General features: G+C 69.9%; 15 protein-coding genes. 7 read left to right on the top strand and 8 right to left on the bottom strand.

What is annotated here, in order from left to right:
• Positions 1 to 54: 54 nt before the first annotated feature.
• Positions 55 to 1,722 carry a protein kinase gene (locus tag ACIBEI_RS20460; RefSeq protein ID WP_398890681.1) on the bottom strand — a complete coding sequence of 556 codons (1,668 nt, stop codon included), beginning with the start codon at positions 1,720 to 1,722 and terminating at the stop codon, positions 55 to 57.
• 347 nt (positions 1,723 to 2,069) lie between these two features.
• On the opposite strand from ACIBEI_RS20460, the gene ACIBEI_RS20455 reads away from it, so the two are divergent.
• Positions 2,070 to 3,626 carry a protein kinase gene (locus ACIBEI_RS20455; RefSeq protein ID WP_398890679.1) on the top strand — a complete coding sequence of 519 codons (1,557 nt, stop codon included), beginning with the start codon at positions 2,070 to 2,072 and terminating at the stop codon, positions 3,624 to 3,626.
• A gap of 122 nt (positions 3,627 to 3,748) precedes the next feature.
• On the opposite strand, the gene ACIBEI_RS20450 is transcribed toward ACIBEI_RS20455, so the two are convergent.
• The 3 genes from ACIBEI_RS20450 to ACIBEI_RS20440 all read right to left on the bottom strand — a co-directional run bounded on the left by ACIBEI_RS20450 (position 3,749) and on the right by ACIBEI_RS20440 (position 6,082).
• Entirely contained in the window at positions 3,749 to 4,774 is a 1,026-nt protein-coding gene (locus ACIBEI_RS20450; protein WP_398890677.1) for a phosphotransferase, read from the bottom strand.
• 45 nt (positions 4,775 to 4,819) lie between these two features.
• Positions 4,820 to 5,242, bottom strand: a complete 423-nt coding sequence (locus ACIBEI_RS20445; RefSeq protein ID WP_398890675.1) for a pyridoxamine 5'-phosphate oxidase family protein — start codon at positions 5,240 to 5,242, stop codon at positions 4,820 to 4,822.
• 177 nt (positions 5,243 to 5,419) lie between these two features.
• Positions 5,420 to 6,082 carry a response regulator gene (locus ACIBEI_RS20440; protein WP_398890673.1) on the bottom strand — a complete coding sequence of 221 codons (663 nt, stop codon included), beginning with the start codon at positions 6,080 to 6,082 and terminating at the stop codon, positions 5,420 to 5,422.
• A gap of 380 nt (positions 6,083 to 6,462) precedes the next feature.
• Here ACIBEI_RS20440 and pdhA point away from each other — a divergent pair, with 380 nt between their 5' ends.
• From pdhA to ACIBEI_RS20425, 3 genes are read left to right on the top strand one after another with little or no spacing between them, the layout of a single operon-like run.
• Complete coding sequence (gene pdhA, locus ACIBEI_RS20435; protein WP_362071432.1) at positions 6,463 to 7,629, top strand: pyruvate dehydrogenase (acetyl-transferring) E1 component subunit alpha; 1,167 nt, start codon at positions 6,463 to 6,465, stop codon at positions 7,627 to 7,629.
• Positions 7,630 to 7,631: 2 nt separating this feature from the next.
• Positions 7,632 to 8,612, top strand: a complete 981-nt coding sequence (locus tag ACIBEI_RS20430) for an alpha-ketoacid dehydrogenase subunit beta (RefSeq protein ID WP_143641408.1) — start codon at positions 7,632 to 7,634, stop codon at positions 8,610 to 8,612.
• Between the two features lie 10 nt (positions 8,613 to 8,622).
• On the top strand, positions 8,623 to 10,140 hold the full coding sequence (locus tag ACIBEI_RS20425) for a dihydrolipoamide acetyltransferase family protein (RefSeq protein ID WP_398890670.1): 1,518 nt from the start codon (positions 8,623 to 8,625) through the stop codon (positions 10,138 to 10,140).
• A 149-nt stretch (positions 10,141 to 10,289) separates the two neighbouring features.
• Here ACIBEI_RS20425 and ACIBEI_RS20420 read toward each other — a convergent pair whose 3' ends face one another.
• A complete protein-coding gene (locus tag ACIBEI_RS20420; protein ID WP_398890668.1) occupies positions 10,290 to 11,186 on the bottom strand; it encodes a D-alanyl-D-alanine carboxypeptidase family protein in 897 nt (298 codons plus the stop codon).
• A 225-nt stretch (positions 11,187 to 11,411) separates the two neighbouring features.
• Between ACIBEI_RS20420 and ACIBEI_RS20415 the strand changes: the two genes are divergently transcribed.
• A complete protein-coding gene (locus tag ACIBEI_RS20415; RefSeq protein ID WP_398890666.1) occupies positions 11,412 to 12,062 on the top strand; it encodes a GntR family transcriptional regulator in 651 nt (216 codons plus the stop codon).
• Positions 12,059 to 13,369, top strand: a complete 1,311-nt coding sequence (locus ACIBEI_RS20410) for a nitrate/nitrite transporter (RefSeq protein WP_398890664.1) — start codon at positions 12,059 to 12,061, stop codon at positions 13,367 to 13,369. The genes ACIBEI_RS20415 and ACIBEI_RS20410 overlap by 4 nt, the downstream gene beginning before the upstream one ends.
• A gap of 133 nt (positions 13,370 to 13,502) precedes the next feature.
• Here the strand turns inward: ACIBEI_RS20410 and ACIBEI_RS20405 are convergent, their stop codons facing one another.
• Positions 13,503 to 14,327, bottom strand: a complete 825-nt coding sequence (locus ACIBEI_RS20405) for a maleylpyruvate isomerase family mycothiol-dependent enzyme (protein ID WP_398890662.1) — start codon at positions 14,325 to 14,327, stop codon at positions 13,503 to 13,505.
• Positions 14,328 to 14,481: 154 nt separating this feature from the next.
• On the opposite strand from ACIBEI_RS20405, the gene ACIBEI_RS20400 reads away from it, so the two are divergent.
• Positions 14,482 to 15,276 carry a carbon-nitrogen family hydrolase gene (locus ACIBEI_RS20400; RefSeq protein ID WP_398890660.1) on the top strand — a complete coding sequence of 265 codons (795 nt, stop codon included), beginning with the start codon at positions 14,482 to 14,484 and terminating at the stop codon, positions 15,274 to 15,276.
• Between the two features lie 205 nt (positions 15,277 to 15,481).
• On the opposite strand, the gene ACIBEI_RS20395 is transcribed toward ACIBEI_RS20400, so the two are convergent.
• Positions 15,482 to 15,976, bottom strand: a complete 495-nt coding sequence (locus tag ACIBEI_RS20395; RefSeq protein ID WP_398890658.1) for an LURP-one-related/scramblase family protein — start codon at positions 15,974 to 15,976, stop codon at positions 15,482 to 15,484.
• Positions 15,973 to 17,055, bottom strand: a complete 1,083-nt coding sequence (locus ACIBEI_RS20390; protein ID WP_398890656.1) for a GlxA family transcriptional regulator — start codon at positions 17,053 to 17,055, stop codon at positions 15,973 to 15,975. Before ACIBEI_RS20390 ends, ACIBEI_RS20395 begins: the two co-directional genes overlap by 4 nt.
• Between the last annotated feature and the right edge of the window lie 26 nt (positions 17,056 to 17,081).

The following is a 17,081-nucleotide window of genomic DNA, read 5'->3' as shown; positions in this document are numbered from 1 at the left end:
GCGTGTCCGAACGGTCTTGGTGCGGGCGGTCCTGGTGCCCGAACGGTCAGGGAATCAGGCGGGGTTGCCCGTCGACACATAGAGCTGGATCTTGGGCATGCTCTTGGGGTCGACGTCCGCGTCCGCCGCGGGGATCTGGCTCATCACCGTGTCCTGGCCGTACGCGTTCTCGTCGACCGGCTGGCTCTCGTACTGCCAGCCCGCCGCTTGCAGGCAGGCCTTCACCGAGTCCATGTTCTTGAACTTGAAGTCCGGGACCTTGATCTTGTCGGCGTCGTTGTACGACTCCTCGGGCTCCGTGCACTCGGTCTTCTCGATCTTCTTCGTGGTGTCGGGCCCCTTGTGCCCGGCCACCGCGGACGCCGACGCCGACGCGCTGGATTCCGTACCGCCCCCGTCGTCGTCGCCCCCGCCGCCCAGCTGCAGCGCGGCGATCAGCCCGCCGACGGCGGCCAGCGCGACGACGATCGAGCCCACGATCACCGGCATGTTGCTCTTGCGCCCGCCACCGGAGGCGGGCGCCGAGGGCTGCTGCGGCGTGATCGTGTACGGCGGCGGGGTCGAGTAGCCCTGCTGCGGGGAGTACGCGGCGGTCTGGGCCGGCGTCGGGTAGCCGCCCTGCTGCGGATAGCCGTACGAAGGGGCGGGCGTGGACGAGTGCGCCGGGGTGGGCGGGCCGTAGGGGCCCGGCTGGTACGGCGTCTGTACGTTGCCCTGCGGAGCCTGGGCCGACTGGTCGACCGGCGGGAACACCGCGGAGCCGACACCGGCGCCGCTCGACGTCTGGGCGCCCGGCACGATGCTCGGCGGTGCGGCCTGGAACGACTGGGCCACGCGCAGGCACTCGTCGCGCATCGACTCGGCGCTCAGGAAACGCTCGTTGGGGTTCTTCTTCAGGGCGCGGGTGATCAGCGCGTCCACCGCCGGCGGCAGCGAGCGGTTGACCGAGGAGGCCAGGACGGGCTCCTCCTGGACGTGCGCATACGCTATGGCCAGCGGCGAGTCCGCCTCGAACGGCAACCGCCCGGTGACCAGCTGGAACAGCATGATGCCGACCGAGTACAGGTCCGAGCGGGCGTCCACGCCCCGGCCGAGGGCCTGCTCCGGCGACAGGTACTGCGGGGTGCCGACGACCATGCCGGTCTGCGTCATCGACGTCACACCGGACTGCATGGCGCGGGCGATGCCGAAGTCCATCACCTTGACGACGTTCCGCTTCGTCATCATCACGTTGCCCGGCTTGATGTCGCGGTGGACCAGGCCCATCTCGTGACTGATCTCCAGCGCCGCCAGCACGTCCGCCGTGATCTTCAGGGCCTTGTCGGCGGGCATGGCGCCGAACTGGGCGATGTCCTGGTCGAGGACCGAGCCGAGCGGGCGGCCCTCCACGTACTCCATGACGATGTACGGAGTCGGGGCGCCGGACCCCGCGGCGGAGCCGCTTTCGAGCAGCGTGTCCTCGCCGGTGTCGAAGACCGAGACGATGTTCGTGTGCGTGAGCTTGGCCACCGACTGGGCCTCGCGGCGGAAGCGCTCGCGGAAGGCCTGCTCACGGCCGAGTTCGGTGTGCAGTGTCTTGATCGCGACCTGTCGGTCGAGCACCGCGTCGTACGCGAGATGGACCGAGGCCATGCCGCCCTCGCCGAGCAGGTCGCGCAGTTGGTAGCGCCCGCCGGCGACCGAACGCCCCGCGTACCGGCCGTGTGCGCCGTCCTGGCTCATGTCTCTGCGTCCCCCATCGGCGTGCCCCGTCACGCGGGCCGAAGCTGCTGATGTGGCCCCCGAGGCGGTGATCCTTAGTGTTATTCCCGGCCAAGTCTGCCGGAGGCCACTGACACGTCAAGCTCGGTGCCCGTTCCGTGACCGTACGCGAAAGAAGAGTCGCGGAAGCGTTACAGGTGCCGTACGGCCGGTACACAGAATTTGCACCCGCGGACCGGGTGTGGGTTTCATGGCCGGTCCATCTCGGGTCGGCCGCTCACGCGGAGGCTGTAGCGTGGCCCGACGGAGACCGTAACAACCACCGCGCGTACTTCGACCGGTGCGGACAGAAACGACGGCGAGGACTGATGGCACAGCAGCAGCGCGCTCAGGGCCCGTCCGACCCCGAGGCGACTGGCGGCGGTATGTCAGATGCGCCGGAGTTGTGGGGTAACGGCGGGCTGGTCGGCGACGGCCGGTATCGGCTGACCCACAGACTCGGCCGGGGCGGCATGGCCGAGGTGTTCGCCGCCGAGGACGTCCGGCTGGGGCGCACGGTCGCGGTCAAACTGCTCCGCTCCGACCTGGCCGAGGACCCCGTGTCCAAGGCGCGGTTCACGCGCGAGGCACAGTCGGTGGCCGGGCTCAACCACCATGCGGTGGTGGCGGTCTACGACTCCGGCGAGGACGTGGTCGGCCACCAGGTCGTCCCGTACATCGTGATGGAGCTCGTCGAGGGCCGCACGATCCGTGACCTGCTGCTCAACGCCGAGGCGCCCGGGCCCGAGCAGGCTCTCATCATCGTCTCCGGAGTGCTCGAAGCGCTTGCTTATTCGCATCAGCACGGCATCGTGCACCGCGACATCAAGCCCGCGAACGTGATCATCACCAACACCGGCGCGGTCAAGGTGATGGACTTCGGCATCGCGCGCGCCCTGCACGGCGCCCAGTCGACAATGACTCAAACCGGCATGGTCATGGGCACGCCCCAGTACCTCTCGCCGGAGCAGGCGCTCGGCAAGGCGGTCGACCACCGGAGCGACCTGTACGCGACGGGCTGCCTCCTCTACGAACTCCTCGCGCTGCGGCCGCCGTTCACCGGTGAGACCCCGCTTTCGGTGGTCTACCAGCACGTCCAGGACATCCCGGTGCCCCCTTCCGAGGTCTCGGACGCGGCGCCGCCGGAGCTGGACGGCCTGGTCATGCGCTCACTCGCGAAGGAGCCGGACGACCGGTTCCAGACCGCTGAGGAGATGCGCGGGCTCACCCAGTACGGGCTGCAGATGCTGTACGACCAGGGCGGCCACACCGGGACCTGGAACACCGGTCCCGTGGAGATGCACGAGTCCGTGAACACCCCGGCGATGGGCCTCGCGGGCTCCGCCGGACTGCCGCACCCCGGCGACTCGGGCACCACCCAGATCCCGTCACCGATGCTGCCGCCCGGCCGTGGCGGTGGCGGCGACGACGGGGGCTTCGAGGGGCACGGCAACCGGGGCAGCGGCCGCGGCAAGCTGTGGATCCTGGCGGTTCTCGCGGTGGTCGCGATCGCGGCGGGGGTCGCGCTGGCGCTGCAGAACGGCAACGGCGACGGCGGCGGGGGCGGCACGACGCAGTCGCCGACCACCTCGCAGACCGAGAAGGAGACGACGCCGAGCGAGAGCACGTCCGACGAGCCCACGGACGAGCCCACGAACCAGGACACCGGCACGGGCGGCGACCCGGACTACTCGCCGTCGTACACACCATCGCCGAGCAACACCCCCTCGCCCTCGAAGACCGAGCCGACGGATCCGGAGACGACTCCGACGGACGATCCGACGCCTACGGACCCGGAGACGACTGCTACGGAGGAGCCGACCGACCCGGTGGAGACGGGCGGCAACGGCGGTGAGACAGGCGCGGACGGCGGTGCCGTCGGCTGACCCGGCGTCCTCACCCACGAACGTCCCACGCGCGCGTGGAACCCGGAATCGGGCTCCACGCGCGCGTGCCGTTTCCCGCGTCCCGCGGCTGAGACGGCTGAAGTGACGGACGCGGCTGAGCGTCATCCCACGAACGCCTCGCACACCGCGTCGTACTCCCGCGTCCACCACACCGCCAGCGCGGAGACCGCGGGGAACTGCGGGTCGGCGCGGGTGTCACCGCGCTCGTAGTGCCAGCGCAGTATCCAGAAGTCGTTGAGCCGCTCCCACCACACGCGGTGCACGGCGGCCGAGAGTTCGGAGGGGGTGGCCCGCGCGGAGCGCCGGTACGCGCGGGCGTAGGCCCGTACCTTCGGCAGGTCGAGCGTGCCGGCGGGCAGTACGAAGAAGATCACCGCGGAGCGCACCGCCTCCTCGGCCTGCGGCTGGACGCCGAGCCGGTCCCAGTCGACGATCGCGGCGGGGGTGTCTCCCCGGTAGAGCACGTTGAAGGGGTGGAAGTCCCCGTGCACCCAGCCCACCGAGCCTCCCTGCGGGGGCCGCCGGTCCGCGTGCCGTTCCAGGAGGGCGCGCCGCTCCAGGAGGCGGTGGCGGGCCAGCTCGTCGAAGGCGTCGGCCGGGTGGTGGCGGCGCACCCGGGCGAGCAGGTCGTCGATGAGGGCGAAGGTGTCGTCGGGGTCGGCGCTCTCCGCGCGCTCCTCGGTCGGCCTCGGTGGCATCACCTGCTCCAGGGACGCGTGTACGACGCCCAGGAGCGCCCCCAGGCGCCGGCACTGCTCGGTGGTGAGCTGGGCGCCGCTGCGGTGGCGTCCGTCGATCCAGGGGTGCAGCGCGTACGCGTGCCCGCCGACGACGGCGACCGTACGGCCGTCGGTGCCGGTCAGCGGCGGGGCCACCGGGACGCCGAGGTCGGCGAGGCGCTGGGTCGCGCGGTGCTGGCGGGCGATCGCGGCGGGGTCGGCTGTCTCGGGGTCGAAATGGTGCTTGAGGAAGTACCGGCCCCGGGTGGTGGCGAGGCGGTAGCCGCGGTTGAGCAGCCCCTGGTCGACGGGTTCGCAGGCCAGCGGGACCCCGGCGGCGTATCGCCGCAGCAGGGCGCCCAGAGGGGGTGCGGGGGAGAGGGCGGGCGAAACAGATGAGCGCGGCACGCGCCAGATGTTAGGGCACCGGAGAGGCCGTTGACCTCGGGCTTGTCACGGACAGTGCCGGTGTGCAAGCTCCAGGCCACCGTCCGTCGAGTGCACGGTGACGAACTCCGGTGTGACCTCCAGGTACACGGGCTCGAAGGGCGCGTCGTCCACTCGGCGCGGGGCCGGGCCGAAGAGCGTGAGCTGGGCGGCGGTCGGCTCGACGGCCTCGCACACCCCGACGACCTGGACCGACCAGTGGCCCTCGCCCGCGCGCGGGGAGCCCAGGTTGTCCGCGCCGTACGCGACGACGCTTCCCGCGCACGCCCGGTGGTGGCCGTGTCCCTTGTGCATCCGCAGCAGGACGCGGCCGCCCACCACGATGTGGCGGGCCGTGGCCAGGAAGGGCAGCGCGCGCATGCTGGCCGCCAGACGGCCGTGCTGGACGCGGCCGAGCAGTCCGGCGGCGAGGTGTTCGTCGGTCGGCATGCCTCTCAATGTGCGGCACAACGGGAGACGGAAAAAGGGGCGCCCGGCCCTCCACACAGGGACATAAGTCCCGAATAAACGACCTCTACGGAGCGCTGGACGCGTCCACGGAGCGCTGATCGGCCTCTACGGAGAGCGCGGATCACCCAACACGGTCCTACGGGGAGGGCGGAAGACTCAGCGCTGCTTCTCCGCCTGCATCCGGGCCACATAGGCGGCCGCCTGCGCACGCCGTTCCATGCCGAGTTTGGACAGCAGGCTGGAGACGTAGTTCTTGATCGTCTTCTCGGCGAGATGGAGCCGCTCGCCGATCACGCGATTGGTGAGCCCCTCGCCGATCAGGTCGAGGATCCTGCGCTCCTGGTCGGTGAGGCTCGCGAGCCGGGTGTCGCCCTTGGCGCTGCCTCCGCCGCGCAGTCGCTCCAGGACGCGGGCGGTGGCCTCCGGGTCGAGCAGGGACTTGCCGGCGGCGACGTCACGGACCGCCGAGAGCAGCTCCTCGCCGCGGATCGCCTTGAGGACGTAGCCCGAGGCGCCCGCCATGATCGCGTCGAAGAGGGCCTCGTCGTCGGCGTAGGACGTCAGCATCAGGCATTTGATGCTTTCGTCCCGGGAGCGGATCTCGCGGCACACCTCGACCCCGCTGCCGTCCGGCAGGCGTACGTCGAGGACGGCGACGTCCGGGTGGGTGGCCGGAATTCGCACCAGTGCGTCGGCCGCCGTACCCGCCTCGCCGACCACTTCGAAGTCGTCCTCCACCGAGAGCAACTCGTGCACACCCCGGCGGACCACCTCATGGTCGTCGAGAAGAAATACAGTGATTTTTCCTTCTTCGCGCACGGAGCCAGTCTCACACACGATCTTTCCGACCGCCCCGGTCGAACTCTTCCCGTCCCCGGGGTGACCGGGATAACGTGCCGGTGTTCCGGCCCCCTGCCAGGCTGTAACCAGTGCTCTGACCAGCGACTGTTCCGGATCGGCGCGAAGTACTTGGAAGTCCGAGTGGAAAGTACTCGGAAATCCAAGCAAAAACGCAGGTCAGGAGGGGTTTCACAGAAATGTGGAGCACTGGGTAACGTGCTATGTGCAGGGCGCTCGCCGGGGCACCTGTCACGCCTGTTCCCGGCCGAGCGCACCCACCCCGTGCGCGGGTACGGAGATCAGGCGAGCCGCACTGGTCACCCGGCAACCCCGGGGACCGGACCGACGGAGGAGCACACGTGACCGTGGAGAGCACTGCCGCGCGCAAGCCGCGACGCAGCGCCGGTACCAAGCGCACCGCTGCGAAGAAGCCGCCGGGCGCCCAGCCCGAGCTCGTACAGCTGCTGACGCCCGAGGGCAAGCGCGTCAAGAATGGCGAATATGACGCGTACGTAGCCGACATCACCCCCGAAGAGCTCCGCGGCCTGTACCGCGACATGGTGCTCACCCGACGCTTCGACGCCGAGGCCACCTCCCTGCAGCGCCAGGGCGAGCTGGGCCTGTGGGCCTCGCTGCTCGGCCAGGAGGCCGCACAGATCGGCTCCGGGCGGGCCACACGCGAGGACGACTACGTCTTCCCGACCTACCGTGAGCACGGCGTGGCCTGGTGCCGCGGGGTCGACCCGACCAACCTCCTCGGCATGTTCCGCGGCGTGAACAACGGCGGCTGGGACCCGAACAGCAACAACTTCCACCTCTACACGATCGTCATCGGCTCGCAGACGCTGCACGCCACCGGCTACGCCATGGGTGTGGCCAAGGACGGCGCCGACTCGGCCGTGATCGCGTACTTCGGGGACGGCGCCTCCAGCCAGGGCGACGTCGCTGAATCGTTCACCTTCTCCGCCGTCTACAACGCCCCCGTCGTGTTCTTCTGCCAGAACAACCAGTGGGCCATCTCCGAGCCCACCGAACGCCAGACCCGCGTGCCGCTCTACCAGCGCGCGCAGGGCTACGGCTTCCCGGGCGTCCGCGTCGACGGCAACGACGTCCTCGCCTGTCTCGCCGTCACCAAGTGGGCGCTGGAGCGGGCCCGCCGGGGTGAGGGGCCCACCCTCGTCGAGGCGTACACGTACCGCATGGGTGCCCACACCACGTCCGACGACCCGACCAAGTACCGGGCCGACGAGGAGCGCGAGGCGTGGGAGGCGAAGGACCCGATCCAGCGCATGCGCACGTACCTGGAGGCTTCAAACCACGCGGACGAGGGATTCTTCGCGGAACTTGAGGCCGAGAGCGAGGCGTTGGGAAGGCGAGTGCGCGAAGTGGTCCGCGCCATGCCGGACCCGGACCACTTCGCCATCTTCGAGAACGTGTACGCGGACGGGCACGCGCTCGTCGACGAGGAGCGGGCCCAGTTCGCCGCCTACCAGGCGTCGTTCGCCGATGAAGGGGAGGGCAAGTAGCGATGACCGCGGAAAAGATGGCATTGGCCAAGGCGATCAACGAATCGCTGCGCACGGCCCTCGACGCCGACCCCAAGGTCCTGATCATGGGCGAGGACGTCGGCAAGCTCGGCGGTGTGTTCCGCGTGACCGACGGTCTGCAGAAGGACTTCGGCGAGGAGCGGGTCATCGACACCCCGCTCGCCGAGTCGGGCATCGTCGGCACGGCGATCGGCCTCGCGCTGCGCGGCTACCGCCCGGTGGTGGAGATCCAGTTCGACGGCTTCGTCTTCCCGGCGTACGACCAGATCGTCACGCAGCTCGCGAAGATGCACGCGCGGGCGCTCGGCAAGATCAAGCTCCCCGTCGTGATCCGCATTCCGTACGGCGGCGGCATCGGCGCGGTCGAGCACCACTCCGAGTCCCCTGAGGCCCTGTTCGCGCACGTCGCGGGCCTCAAGGTCGTCTCGCCCTCGAACGCCTCCGACGCGTACTGGATGATGCAGCAGGCCATCCAGAGCGACGACCCGGTGATCTTCTTCGAGCCGAAGCGGCGCTACTGGGACAAGTCCGAGGTGAACCGGGAGGCGATCCCCGGCCCGCTGCACAAGGCACGCGTGGTGCGCGAGGGCAGCGACCTCACACTGGCCGCGTACGGCCCGATGGTGAAGGTCTGCCAGGAGGTCGCGGCCGCCGCCCAGGAGGAGGGCAAGTCCCTCGAAGTGGTGGACCTGCGGTCCATGTCCCCCATCGACTTCGACTCCATCCAGGCCTCGGTCGAGAAGACCCGCCGCCTGGTCGTGGTCCACGAGGCGCCGGTGTTCCTGGGGACGGGCGCGGAGATCGCGGCCCGGATCACGGAGCGGTGCTTCTACCACCTGGAGGCGCCCGTGCTGAGGGTCGGCGGCTATCACGCCCCGTACCCGCCGGCACGGCTGGAGGAGGAGTACCTGCCGGGCCTGGACCGGGTGCTCGACGCCGTCGACCGCTCGCTGGCGTACTGAGGAGAGGGTCGTGACGACGATGACTGAGACTGCCTCGGGACTTCGCGAGTTCAAGATGCCCGACGTGGGCGAGGGTCTGACCGAGGCCGAGATCCTCAAGTGGTACGTCCAGGCCGGTGACACGGTCACCGACGGCCAGGTGGTGTGCGAGGTCGAGACCGCCAAGGCCGCCGTCGAGCTGCCGATTCCCTTCGACGGGGTGGTGCACGAGCTGCGCTTCCCCGAGGGGACGACGGTGGACGTCGGCCAGGTGATCATCGCGGTGGACGTGAACGGCGGAGCCGCTCCGGCCGCCCCGCCGGCCGAGGCGCAGGCCCCGGCCGCGTCGGTGCCCACAGCGGCGGCTCCGGCAACCCCGTCCGCTCCGGCAGCCCCCGCCGAGCGGACCGAAGCTCCTCCGGAGAAGCCCGCGGCTGCCGGGGAGAAGGCCAAGCCCGCGGGCCGCACGCCGGTCCTCGTCGGGTACGGGGTCGCGGAGTCCTCCACGAAGCGCCGCCCCCGCAGGGGAGTTCCGGCCCAGCAGCCCGAGGCCGCCGCCGCGGCGGCGGTGGCCGTCCAGAGCGAGCTGAACGGGCACGGGCACGCGGCTCCGGCGGCGCGCCCGCTGGCCAAGCCTCCGGTGCGCAAGCTGGCCAAGGATCTCGGCGTCGACCTGGCGACGGTCACACCGTCAGGTCCCGACGGGATCATCACGCGCGAGGACGTGCACGCGGCGGTGGCCCCGGCCGCTCCCGTCCAGGAGACCCCGGCCGCGGCAGTGCCCGCGTCGGCGCCGGCTCCCGTCCGGGCTCCGGCTCCGGTCGCCACGTACGACGGCGCGCGGGAGACCCGTATCCCGGTCAAGGGGGTCCGGAAGGCGACCGCGGCCGCGATGGTGGGCTCGGCGTTCACGGCGCCGCATGTCACCGAGTTCGTCACGGTGGACGTGACGCGCACGATGAAGCTGGTCGAGGAGATCAAGCGGGCCCCCGACACATACGGGCTCCAGGGGCTGCGGGTCAATCCGCTGCTGCTGATCGCCAAGGCCCTGCTGGTCGCCATCAAGCGCCACCCGGAGGTCAACGCCTCGTGGGACGAGGCCAACCAGGAGATCGTCCAGAAGCACTATGTGAACCTGGGCATCGCCGCCGCCACGCCTCGCGGCCTGATCGTCCCGAACATCAAGGACGCCCACGCCAAGACCCTGCCCCAGCTCGCCGAATCACTCGCGGAGCTGGTCGCCACCGCCCGCGACGGCAAGACGTCACCGGCGGCCATGCAGGGAGGCACGGTGACGATCACGAACGTCGGTGTGTTCGGCGTCGACACGGGCACGCCGATTCTCAACCCCGGCGAGTCCGCGATCCTCGCCGTCGGCTCGATCAAGCTCCAGCCGTGGGTCCACAAGGGCAAGGTCAAGCCTCGTCAGGTGACGACGCTGGCGTTGTCCTTCGACCACCGCCTGGTCGACGGGGAGCTGGGCTCCAAGGTGCTGGCGGATGTGGCGGCGATCCTGGAGCAGCCCAAGCGGTTGATCACCTGGGCGTAGTGGTTCGGCTGCGCGTGGGTGGGGGCTTGTCGCGCGGTTCCCCGCGCCCCTAGATCTCTTAGGGGCGCGGGGAACTGCGCGAGTAACCACGTACCACCCGCGGAAGGGGGACGAGCCGAAGCCCGTCCCCCTTCCGTGGAGCGGCCCGCCTACTTCTGGAAGGCGTAGTTCATCAGCTTCTTCGCGTCGGACTCGCGAGCCGAGATCGACGACGAGGCAAGAACGGTGCCGATCACCGTCTTCCCGTTGCGGGTCGCGGCGAAGACCAGGCAGTACTTGGCCTCGGGGCCGGAGCCGGTCTTCACGCCGATGGCGCCGCTGTAGCTGCTGAGGAGACCGTTGGTGTTGGTCCACGCCGCCATCGTGCGGGTGCCGCCGGTCTTCGTGACGGTCTTCGCCGTGTACTTCTTCGTCTTCACGATCGCGCGGAAGTTGGCGCTCTTCATCGCGCTGCTGGCGATCTTCGTCAGATCGCGCGGCGTGGAGTAGTTTGAGCCGTTGCCGATCCCGTCGAACGAGTCGAACTTGGTGTTCGTCAGGCCGAGGTCCCTGGCCTGCTTGTTCATCTTGCCGATGAACGACTTTACGCGGGCGCCACGCGTCGAGCCGGAGCCGAACTTGTCGGCGAGCGCGTACGCGGCGTCGCAGCCGGACGGCAGCATCAGCCCGTACAGCAGCTGGCGGACGGTGACCTTGTCGCCGACGATCAGCCGTGCCGACGAGGCGTTGTTACGGACGATGTAGTCGCTGTACGCCTTCTGGATGGTGACCTTGGCGTCCAGGTTGAGGTTCGGCTGCGACAGCACGACCTTCGCGGTCATGATCTTCGTCGTGGAGCCGGTGGAACGGCGGGTGTCCGCGGCCTTGGTGTAGAGCGTCTTGGCCGTGCCGTTGTTCATCACGTAGCCGCCCTTGGCGACGACCGTGGGGGTGGCGAGGGCCTGCGCGGGCGCCGCTGTGAGGGCCCCGGTCGCGAGCACGGCTCCGGTGGTGACGACCACTGCGGCAGCTCTGCGAATCCGTGCGCCCTTTATGACGGTTATCAAGTCGATTACCCCGATTAGGTTGAAGGCACCGAAGGTGCCAAATGCCCCAGGATGGCGGTCACTTGAGAGTGGCGCCTTCTCGTGTGACATGTGAGTAGCACAAAAGGATGTGCGATTCCTGAACAGGGATGCGTTTTCTTACCCGGGCTCTTACTCGGATTCCCGCCCCGTCCGGATCCTGGACGGTCCGCGACCTTGCGTACGTGTTGTATCTATGATGTCGCCATGTCTTTGGCAGTGAAGCAACCTCCCGCCGCCGAACGCGTCTACGCGCACGTCAAGCAGGCTGTGCTGGAACGTCGTTACGAGGGCGGGACCCTGCTCACCGAGGGCGAACTGGCCGACGCGGTCGGGGTCTCACGGACTCCGGTGCGCGAGGCGCTGCTCAAGCTGGAGGTCGAGGGCCTGATCCGGCTCTACCCGAAGAAGGGCGCCCTCGTACTGCCCGTCTCCGCACAGGAGATCGCGGACGTCGTCGAGACCAGGCAGCTCGTCGAGGAGCACGCGATCCGCAAGGCGGTGCCCGCCTCCCCCGCGCTGATCGAGCGCCTCACCGAACTCCTCGCGAAACAGAAGGAGCAGGCAGCCGCCGGCGATCTGTCCGGAGCCGCCGTCACCGACCGCTGCTTCCACGCCGAGATCGTCCGCAGCGGGGGCAACCAGATCCTCTCCCGCCTCTACGACCAGCTGCGCGACCGCCAGTTGAGGATGGGCGTCGCCGTGATGCACGCCCACCCCGACCGGATCACCAAGACGCTCGTCGAACACCAGGAGATCCTCGACGCGCTGCGCTCCGGCGACGCGGAGGCGGCCGTCGCCCTGGTCCACCGCCACGTCAGCTGGTTCTCCAACCTGGCGCGGGGGGACGTCCGATGAGTTCGTCCTCCTCCTCGGCGCTCACCCTCCCCGGTGACCCGCCCGGCGGCCGTCGCGCGATCACGGTCTGGTCGGTCGGCGTCTCCGTCTACTTCGTCGCGGTCATCTTCCGTACGTCGCTGGGGGTGGCCGGCCTCGACGCCGCCGACCGCTTCCACGTCAACGCCTCCGCGCTCTCGACCTTCTCGATCCTGCAGCTCCTCGTCTACGCGGGCATGCAGATACCGGTCGGCCTGATGGTCGACAGGCTCGGTACCAAGAAGGTGCTGACCCTCGGCGTCGTCCTGTTCACGATCGGGCAGCTGGGCTTCGCGCTCTCGCCCTCGTACGGGATGGCGCTCGCCTCGCGCGCGCTGCTCGGGTGCGGTGACGCGATGACGTTCATCAGCGTGCTGCGTCTCGGCTCGCGCTGGTTCCCGGCCCGGCGCGGGCCGATGGTCGCGCAGCTCGCCGGCCTGGTGGGCATGGCGGGCAACCTCGTCTCGACGCTCGTCATCGCCCGGCTGCTGCACGGCGTCGGCTGGACGGCCGCCTTCGCGGGCAGCTCGGTCGCCGGCGTGGTCGTCCTCGTCCTGATGCTGCTCTTCCTGAAGGACCACCCCGAGGGACACGAGCCGGAGCCCTTCCCGCACCACGGAGCCGCGTACGTACGCCGTCAGATCGTGGCGTCCTGGCGGGAGCCCGGCACCCGGCTCGGGCTGTGGGTGCACTTCACGACGCAGTTCCCGGCGATGGTGTTCCTGCTGCTGTGGGGGCTGCCGTTCCTCGTCGAGGCCCAGGGCCTGTCACGGGCGGCGGCCGGGGAACTCCTCACACTGGTCGTGCTCTCCAACATGCTCATCGGCCTCGTGTACGGGCAGATCGTCGCCCGGCACCATGCGGCGCGGCTGCCGCTGGCGCTCGGTACGGTGCTGTCGACGGCCGTCGTGTGGGGTGCGACGCTCGCCTATCCCGCCGACCGTGCGCCGATGTGGCTGCTGATCGTGCTGTGCGTGGTTCTCGGTGCGTGCGGGCCCGCGTCGATGCTCGGGTTCGACTTCGCGCGGCCCGCGAATCCGCCGGAGCGTCAGGGGACTGCCTCCGGGATCACCAACATGGGCGGTTTCGTCGCCTCCATGACGACGTTGTTCGCGATCGGGGTGCTGCTGGATGCCACCGGGGGCGACTACTCGGTCGCGTTCTCCGTGGTGTTCGTTCTGCAGGCGTTCGGGGTGAGTCAGATACTGCGGTTGAGGAAGCAGGCGGCTCGGCGGGAGCGGGAGAGGCTCGTGGCGAGCCGGGTGGAGACGGTGCACGTTCCGGCGTAGGGCGGGCCGGCCCAGCCCGGCGGGGGTGGGGCGGGGTGGGTTTTTTCGCCCCCGCCGCCCCTTCCCGTCCCGAACCTGGGGCTCCGCCCCAGACCCCGCTCCTCAAACGCCGGAGGGGCTGGGAATGCCAACGTCAGGGTGTGACCGTGAAGTTCCTCAGGATTGCCGCTGTCAGTTCCGGGTCGCCCTCTGTCTTGAGGCGGTCTGCCACCGCTTCCGGGGTCACGCGGCCGCAGGCCAGGCGGAAGTAGGTTTCCCAGTCGAGGGTGAGGGTGGCGGCGGGGCCGAGGGAGGGGGCACCGTCTATCGAACCGACGCCCTCGGCGTCGACGCGGACCGTGCGCAGGAATTCGAGGGGGCCGTGGACGTCGAAGACGACCGCCGAGTTCGGCGGGGCGCCGGCGTCCTTGGCGACGACCTTCGGGAGCCTGCTGAGCAGCACGTCACGGGCGACGTACGCGCCGGGGGAGTCGAGGTTGCCCGGCCTGCCGAGGGCGGTGCGCAGGTCCTGCTCGTGCACCCAGAGGTCGAACGACCGGTTGCGCATGGACTCTTCGAGCGTGACCTCGGTGCTGAGCGGGCCGCGGACGAGGGCGTCCGGCTGCCGTGACTCGTTCCGCAGCTGGCGGTTGCGGCGGATGATCGTGTACTCCAGCTCGGAGGTCATCTCCGGGGCGGTGTGGTGACGGCGTACGTCGACCTGCATCTCCATGTACCGCTGGTGTTCGTTCGTCACGTGGTACAGGTCGCGGGGGAGCGTGTGGATCGGCCGGGGGTCGCCCAGCATCTCGCAGTCGAGGCCGATGACATGCGAGACGAGGTCGCGCACCGACCAGCCCGGGCAGGGAGTCCGCCGGTTCCATTCCCCCTCCACCAGCGGCGACACCAGTTCGGATATCGCGTCGATGGAGTGGGTCCAGGCGTCGGCGTAGGACTGAAGGCTGGGATGCAGACTCACGGAACGGGACCCCTCGGGCGGTTGGACGCGGGCAGTGCACAGTCAGCGGGTGTCTTGGGACGCTAAGTTACGCTGCTGTGAGGCACCCCGGCAGTGCTTTCGTGTGACGATCGTAGGCCCGTATCAAAGGCTCGAATGCCAGGACGGTGGTAGTGTGCGCGCCTCCCTGCTCCAGATCGCTGTGGACGAGGGCGAATCGATCGACTCCCGCAGGGAGCGTGTCGCCTCGCTGGTACGGGAACAGGCCGGTGCCGACCTGGTCGTGCTGCCCGAACTGTGGACGACGGGGGCCTTCGCCTTCGAGTCGTTCGGTGCCGAGGCGGAGCCGCTCGAAGGGCCCACGTACGAGGTGATGGCCAAGGCGGCGAGCGACGCGGGTGTGTGGTTGCACGCGGGTTCGATTCCCGAGCGGGATCCTGAGGGGCCGCTCTACAACACGTCCCTCGTCTTCTCCCCCGCCGGTGAACTGGCCGCCGCCTATCGGAAGATCCATCGGTTCGGCTTCGACAAGGGTGAGGCCGTGTTGATGGGGGCGGGGGCGGAGCTGGTGACGGTCCGGTTGCCCGAGACCGTCGTTGGGCTCGCCACCTGTTATGACCTCCGCTTCCCCGAGTTGTTCCGCGGTCTCGTCGACGCGGGCGCCGAGACCCTGGTGATTCCGGCGGGCTGGCCGGAGCGTCGCCGGGCGCACTGGACGCTGTTGGCCCAGGCGCGGGCGGTCGAGAACCAGGCGTTCGTGCTTGCGTGTGGGACGGCCGGGACGCATGCGGGGGTTCCGCAGGCCGGTCACTCGATCGTGGTTGATCCCTGGGGTGAGGTGCTTGCGGAGGCGGGTGCGGGTCAGGAGGTCCTCTCCGTGGAGTTCGATCCCGCGAGGGTCGGGGCGACTCGGGGGCAGTTTCCTGTGCTGAGGGATCGGGTACTGGGGGTTGAGCGTCCTCGGGGGTGAGTTGGCTGGCGGGGGGTGGCGCCGGGTCCTTTTTTCGCCCCCGCCGCCCCTACCCATTCCCGTCACTTACTCGGGGGCCAGCCCCCGAACCCCCGCTCCTCAAACGCCGGAGGGGCTGAGTCACCTCAGGGGCGCGGGGAACTGCGCGACCAGCCACCACGAACCCGCACCCACATCCCAACCTGGCGAGGGCGAGGAATGGTCGTCAGTCCGAGTCCCGTTCCCTCTCCGCCAGGTGGATCACGCATACCGCTACAGCGATCAGCAGGGCGGGGTCCGCGTCGTCGCGTACGACCTCGACGCCGTAGGTCTCCCGGACCCGGAGCCACCGGCGGGAGATGTGGGCGAGGAGTTCACCGTCGTACTCGACCACGAACTCACGGTCGAGGATCTTGCCGCTGACGTCGAGTTCGGTCCCGTCGGCGAGGGCCACGCGGTAGTGGTTGCGGAGGAGCGACAGCCGCTTGCGGCGGATGGTCGCCAGCGGCTCACCACCCCGCTCGACGACCATCGTGTCCCGCAGCGCGAGCATCTTCTTGTGGATGTCGATCAGCACCCGCCCCTGCGCGTCCTTCAGCTCGAAGGTGTCCCGCAGCCGCATCGCCTTGCCGTCGACGAGGAAGGCCTTGCGGCCGTGCTCGTCCTCGATCCAGTAGTCGTCACCGATGCCCAGAAGCCGGTCGCGTACGAGGAATTTCATGCTCTTAGCCGTTCCCCGGCGACAGGTCCGAAACGCCGTCGGTAGGCCGACGGGCTGAGCCCGGTCTCGCGGCGCAGCCGCGCCCGCAGGTTGGCGGCGGTGCCGAGGCCGCTGCGTGCCGCGACGACGTCCAGTCGCTCCTCGCCGCGTTCGATGAGCCGGCAGGCCAGCGCCACCCGTTCGCCCGTCAGCCACGCCAGTGGGGTCGTGCCCAGCTGGGCACGGAAGCGGCGGTGGAGCGTGGCGGGCGACACGGCCGCGTGCGTCGCGAGGTCCGCGACCGTCAGTGGTTCGCCGATCCGGGCCTGCGCCCAGGCCAGCAGCGGTGCCAGCGACTCGTCCCGTACGTCGGGCAGGGGGCGTTCGACGAACTGCCGCTGCCCGCCGTCGCGATGGGCGGCGAAGACGAGCCGCCGGGACACGGCGTTCGCGATCTCGGCGCCGTGGTCGCGGCGCACGACGTGCAGCCCGAGGTCGAGCGCGGCCGCGCTGCCCGCCGCGGTCAGCACGTCCCCCTCGTCGACGAAGAGCACGTCCGGCTCCAGGTCGACCTTCGGGTGCAGCTCCCGGAAGAGGTCGGCCCAGCGCCAGTGGGTGGTGGCCCGGCGCCCGTCCAGGATTCCGGCCTCGGCGAGCGCGAAGCTCCCGGTGCACAGGCTCACGACGCGGGCCCCGCGGGCGTGCGTGCGCCGGACGGCGTCGAGTACGGTCTCGCCGCGCGGCACGACGTTGTCGGGGCGGCCGGGGACGACGAGGGTGTCCGCGCCGTCCACCGCGTCGAGCCCGGGCACTCCGCTCAGCGTGAAGAAGCCGTGGTTCATACGGACCCCGGGCGTGGGGGTGCACAACGTCAGCTCGTACAGGGGCTGGGACAGGCCCAGTTCGGGCCTCGGCAGTCCGAACAGCTCGGTCGCGACGCCGACTTCGAAGGGGTTCGTGCCCTCGTCGACGATCACGGCGACGCGGTGCGGCCGGCGCCCCGGAGACGGGGGCCGATGCGGAGCCGGAATCGGAGCCGGAATCGGAGCCGGAGCCGGATGCGGTGTCGGAGCCGGGTGCTGCGAGGATCCTTGCGGCATGTGCGATTTCTAGCACTCGTACGCCC

Source organism: Streptomyces sp. NPDC050988 (assembly GCF_044456225.1).
GTDB lineage: Bacteria > Actinomycetota > Actinomycetes > Streptomycetales > Streptomycetaceae > Streptomyces.
Note: the sequence above shows the minus strand (reverse complement) of the source record. Positions and strands in the feature narration are given on the sequence as shown.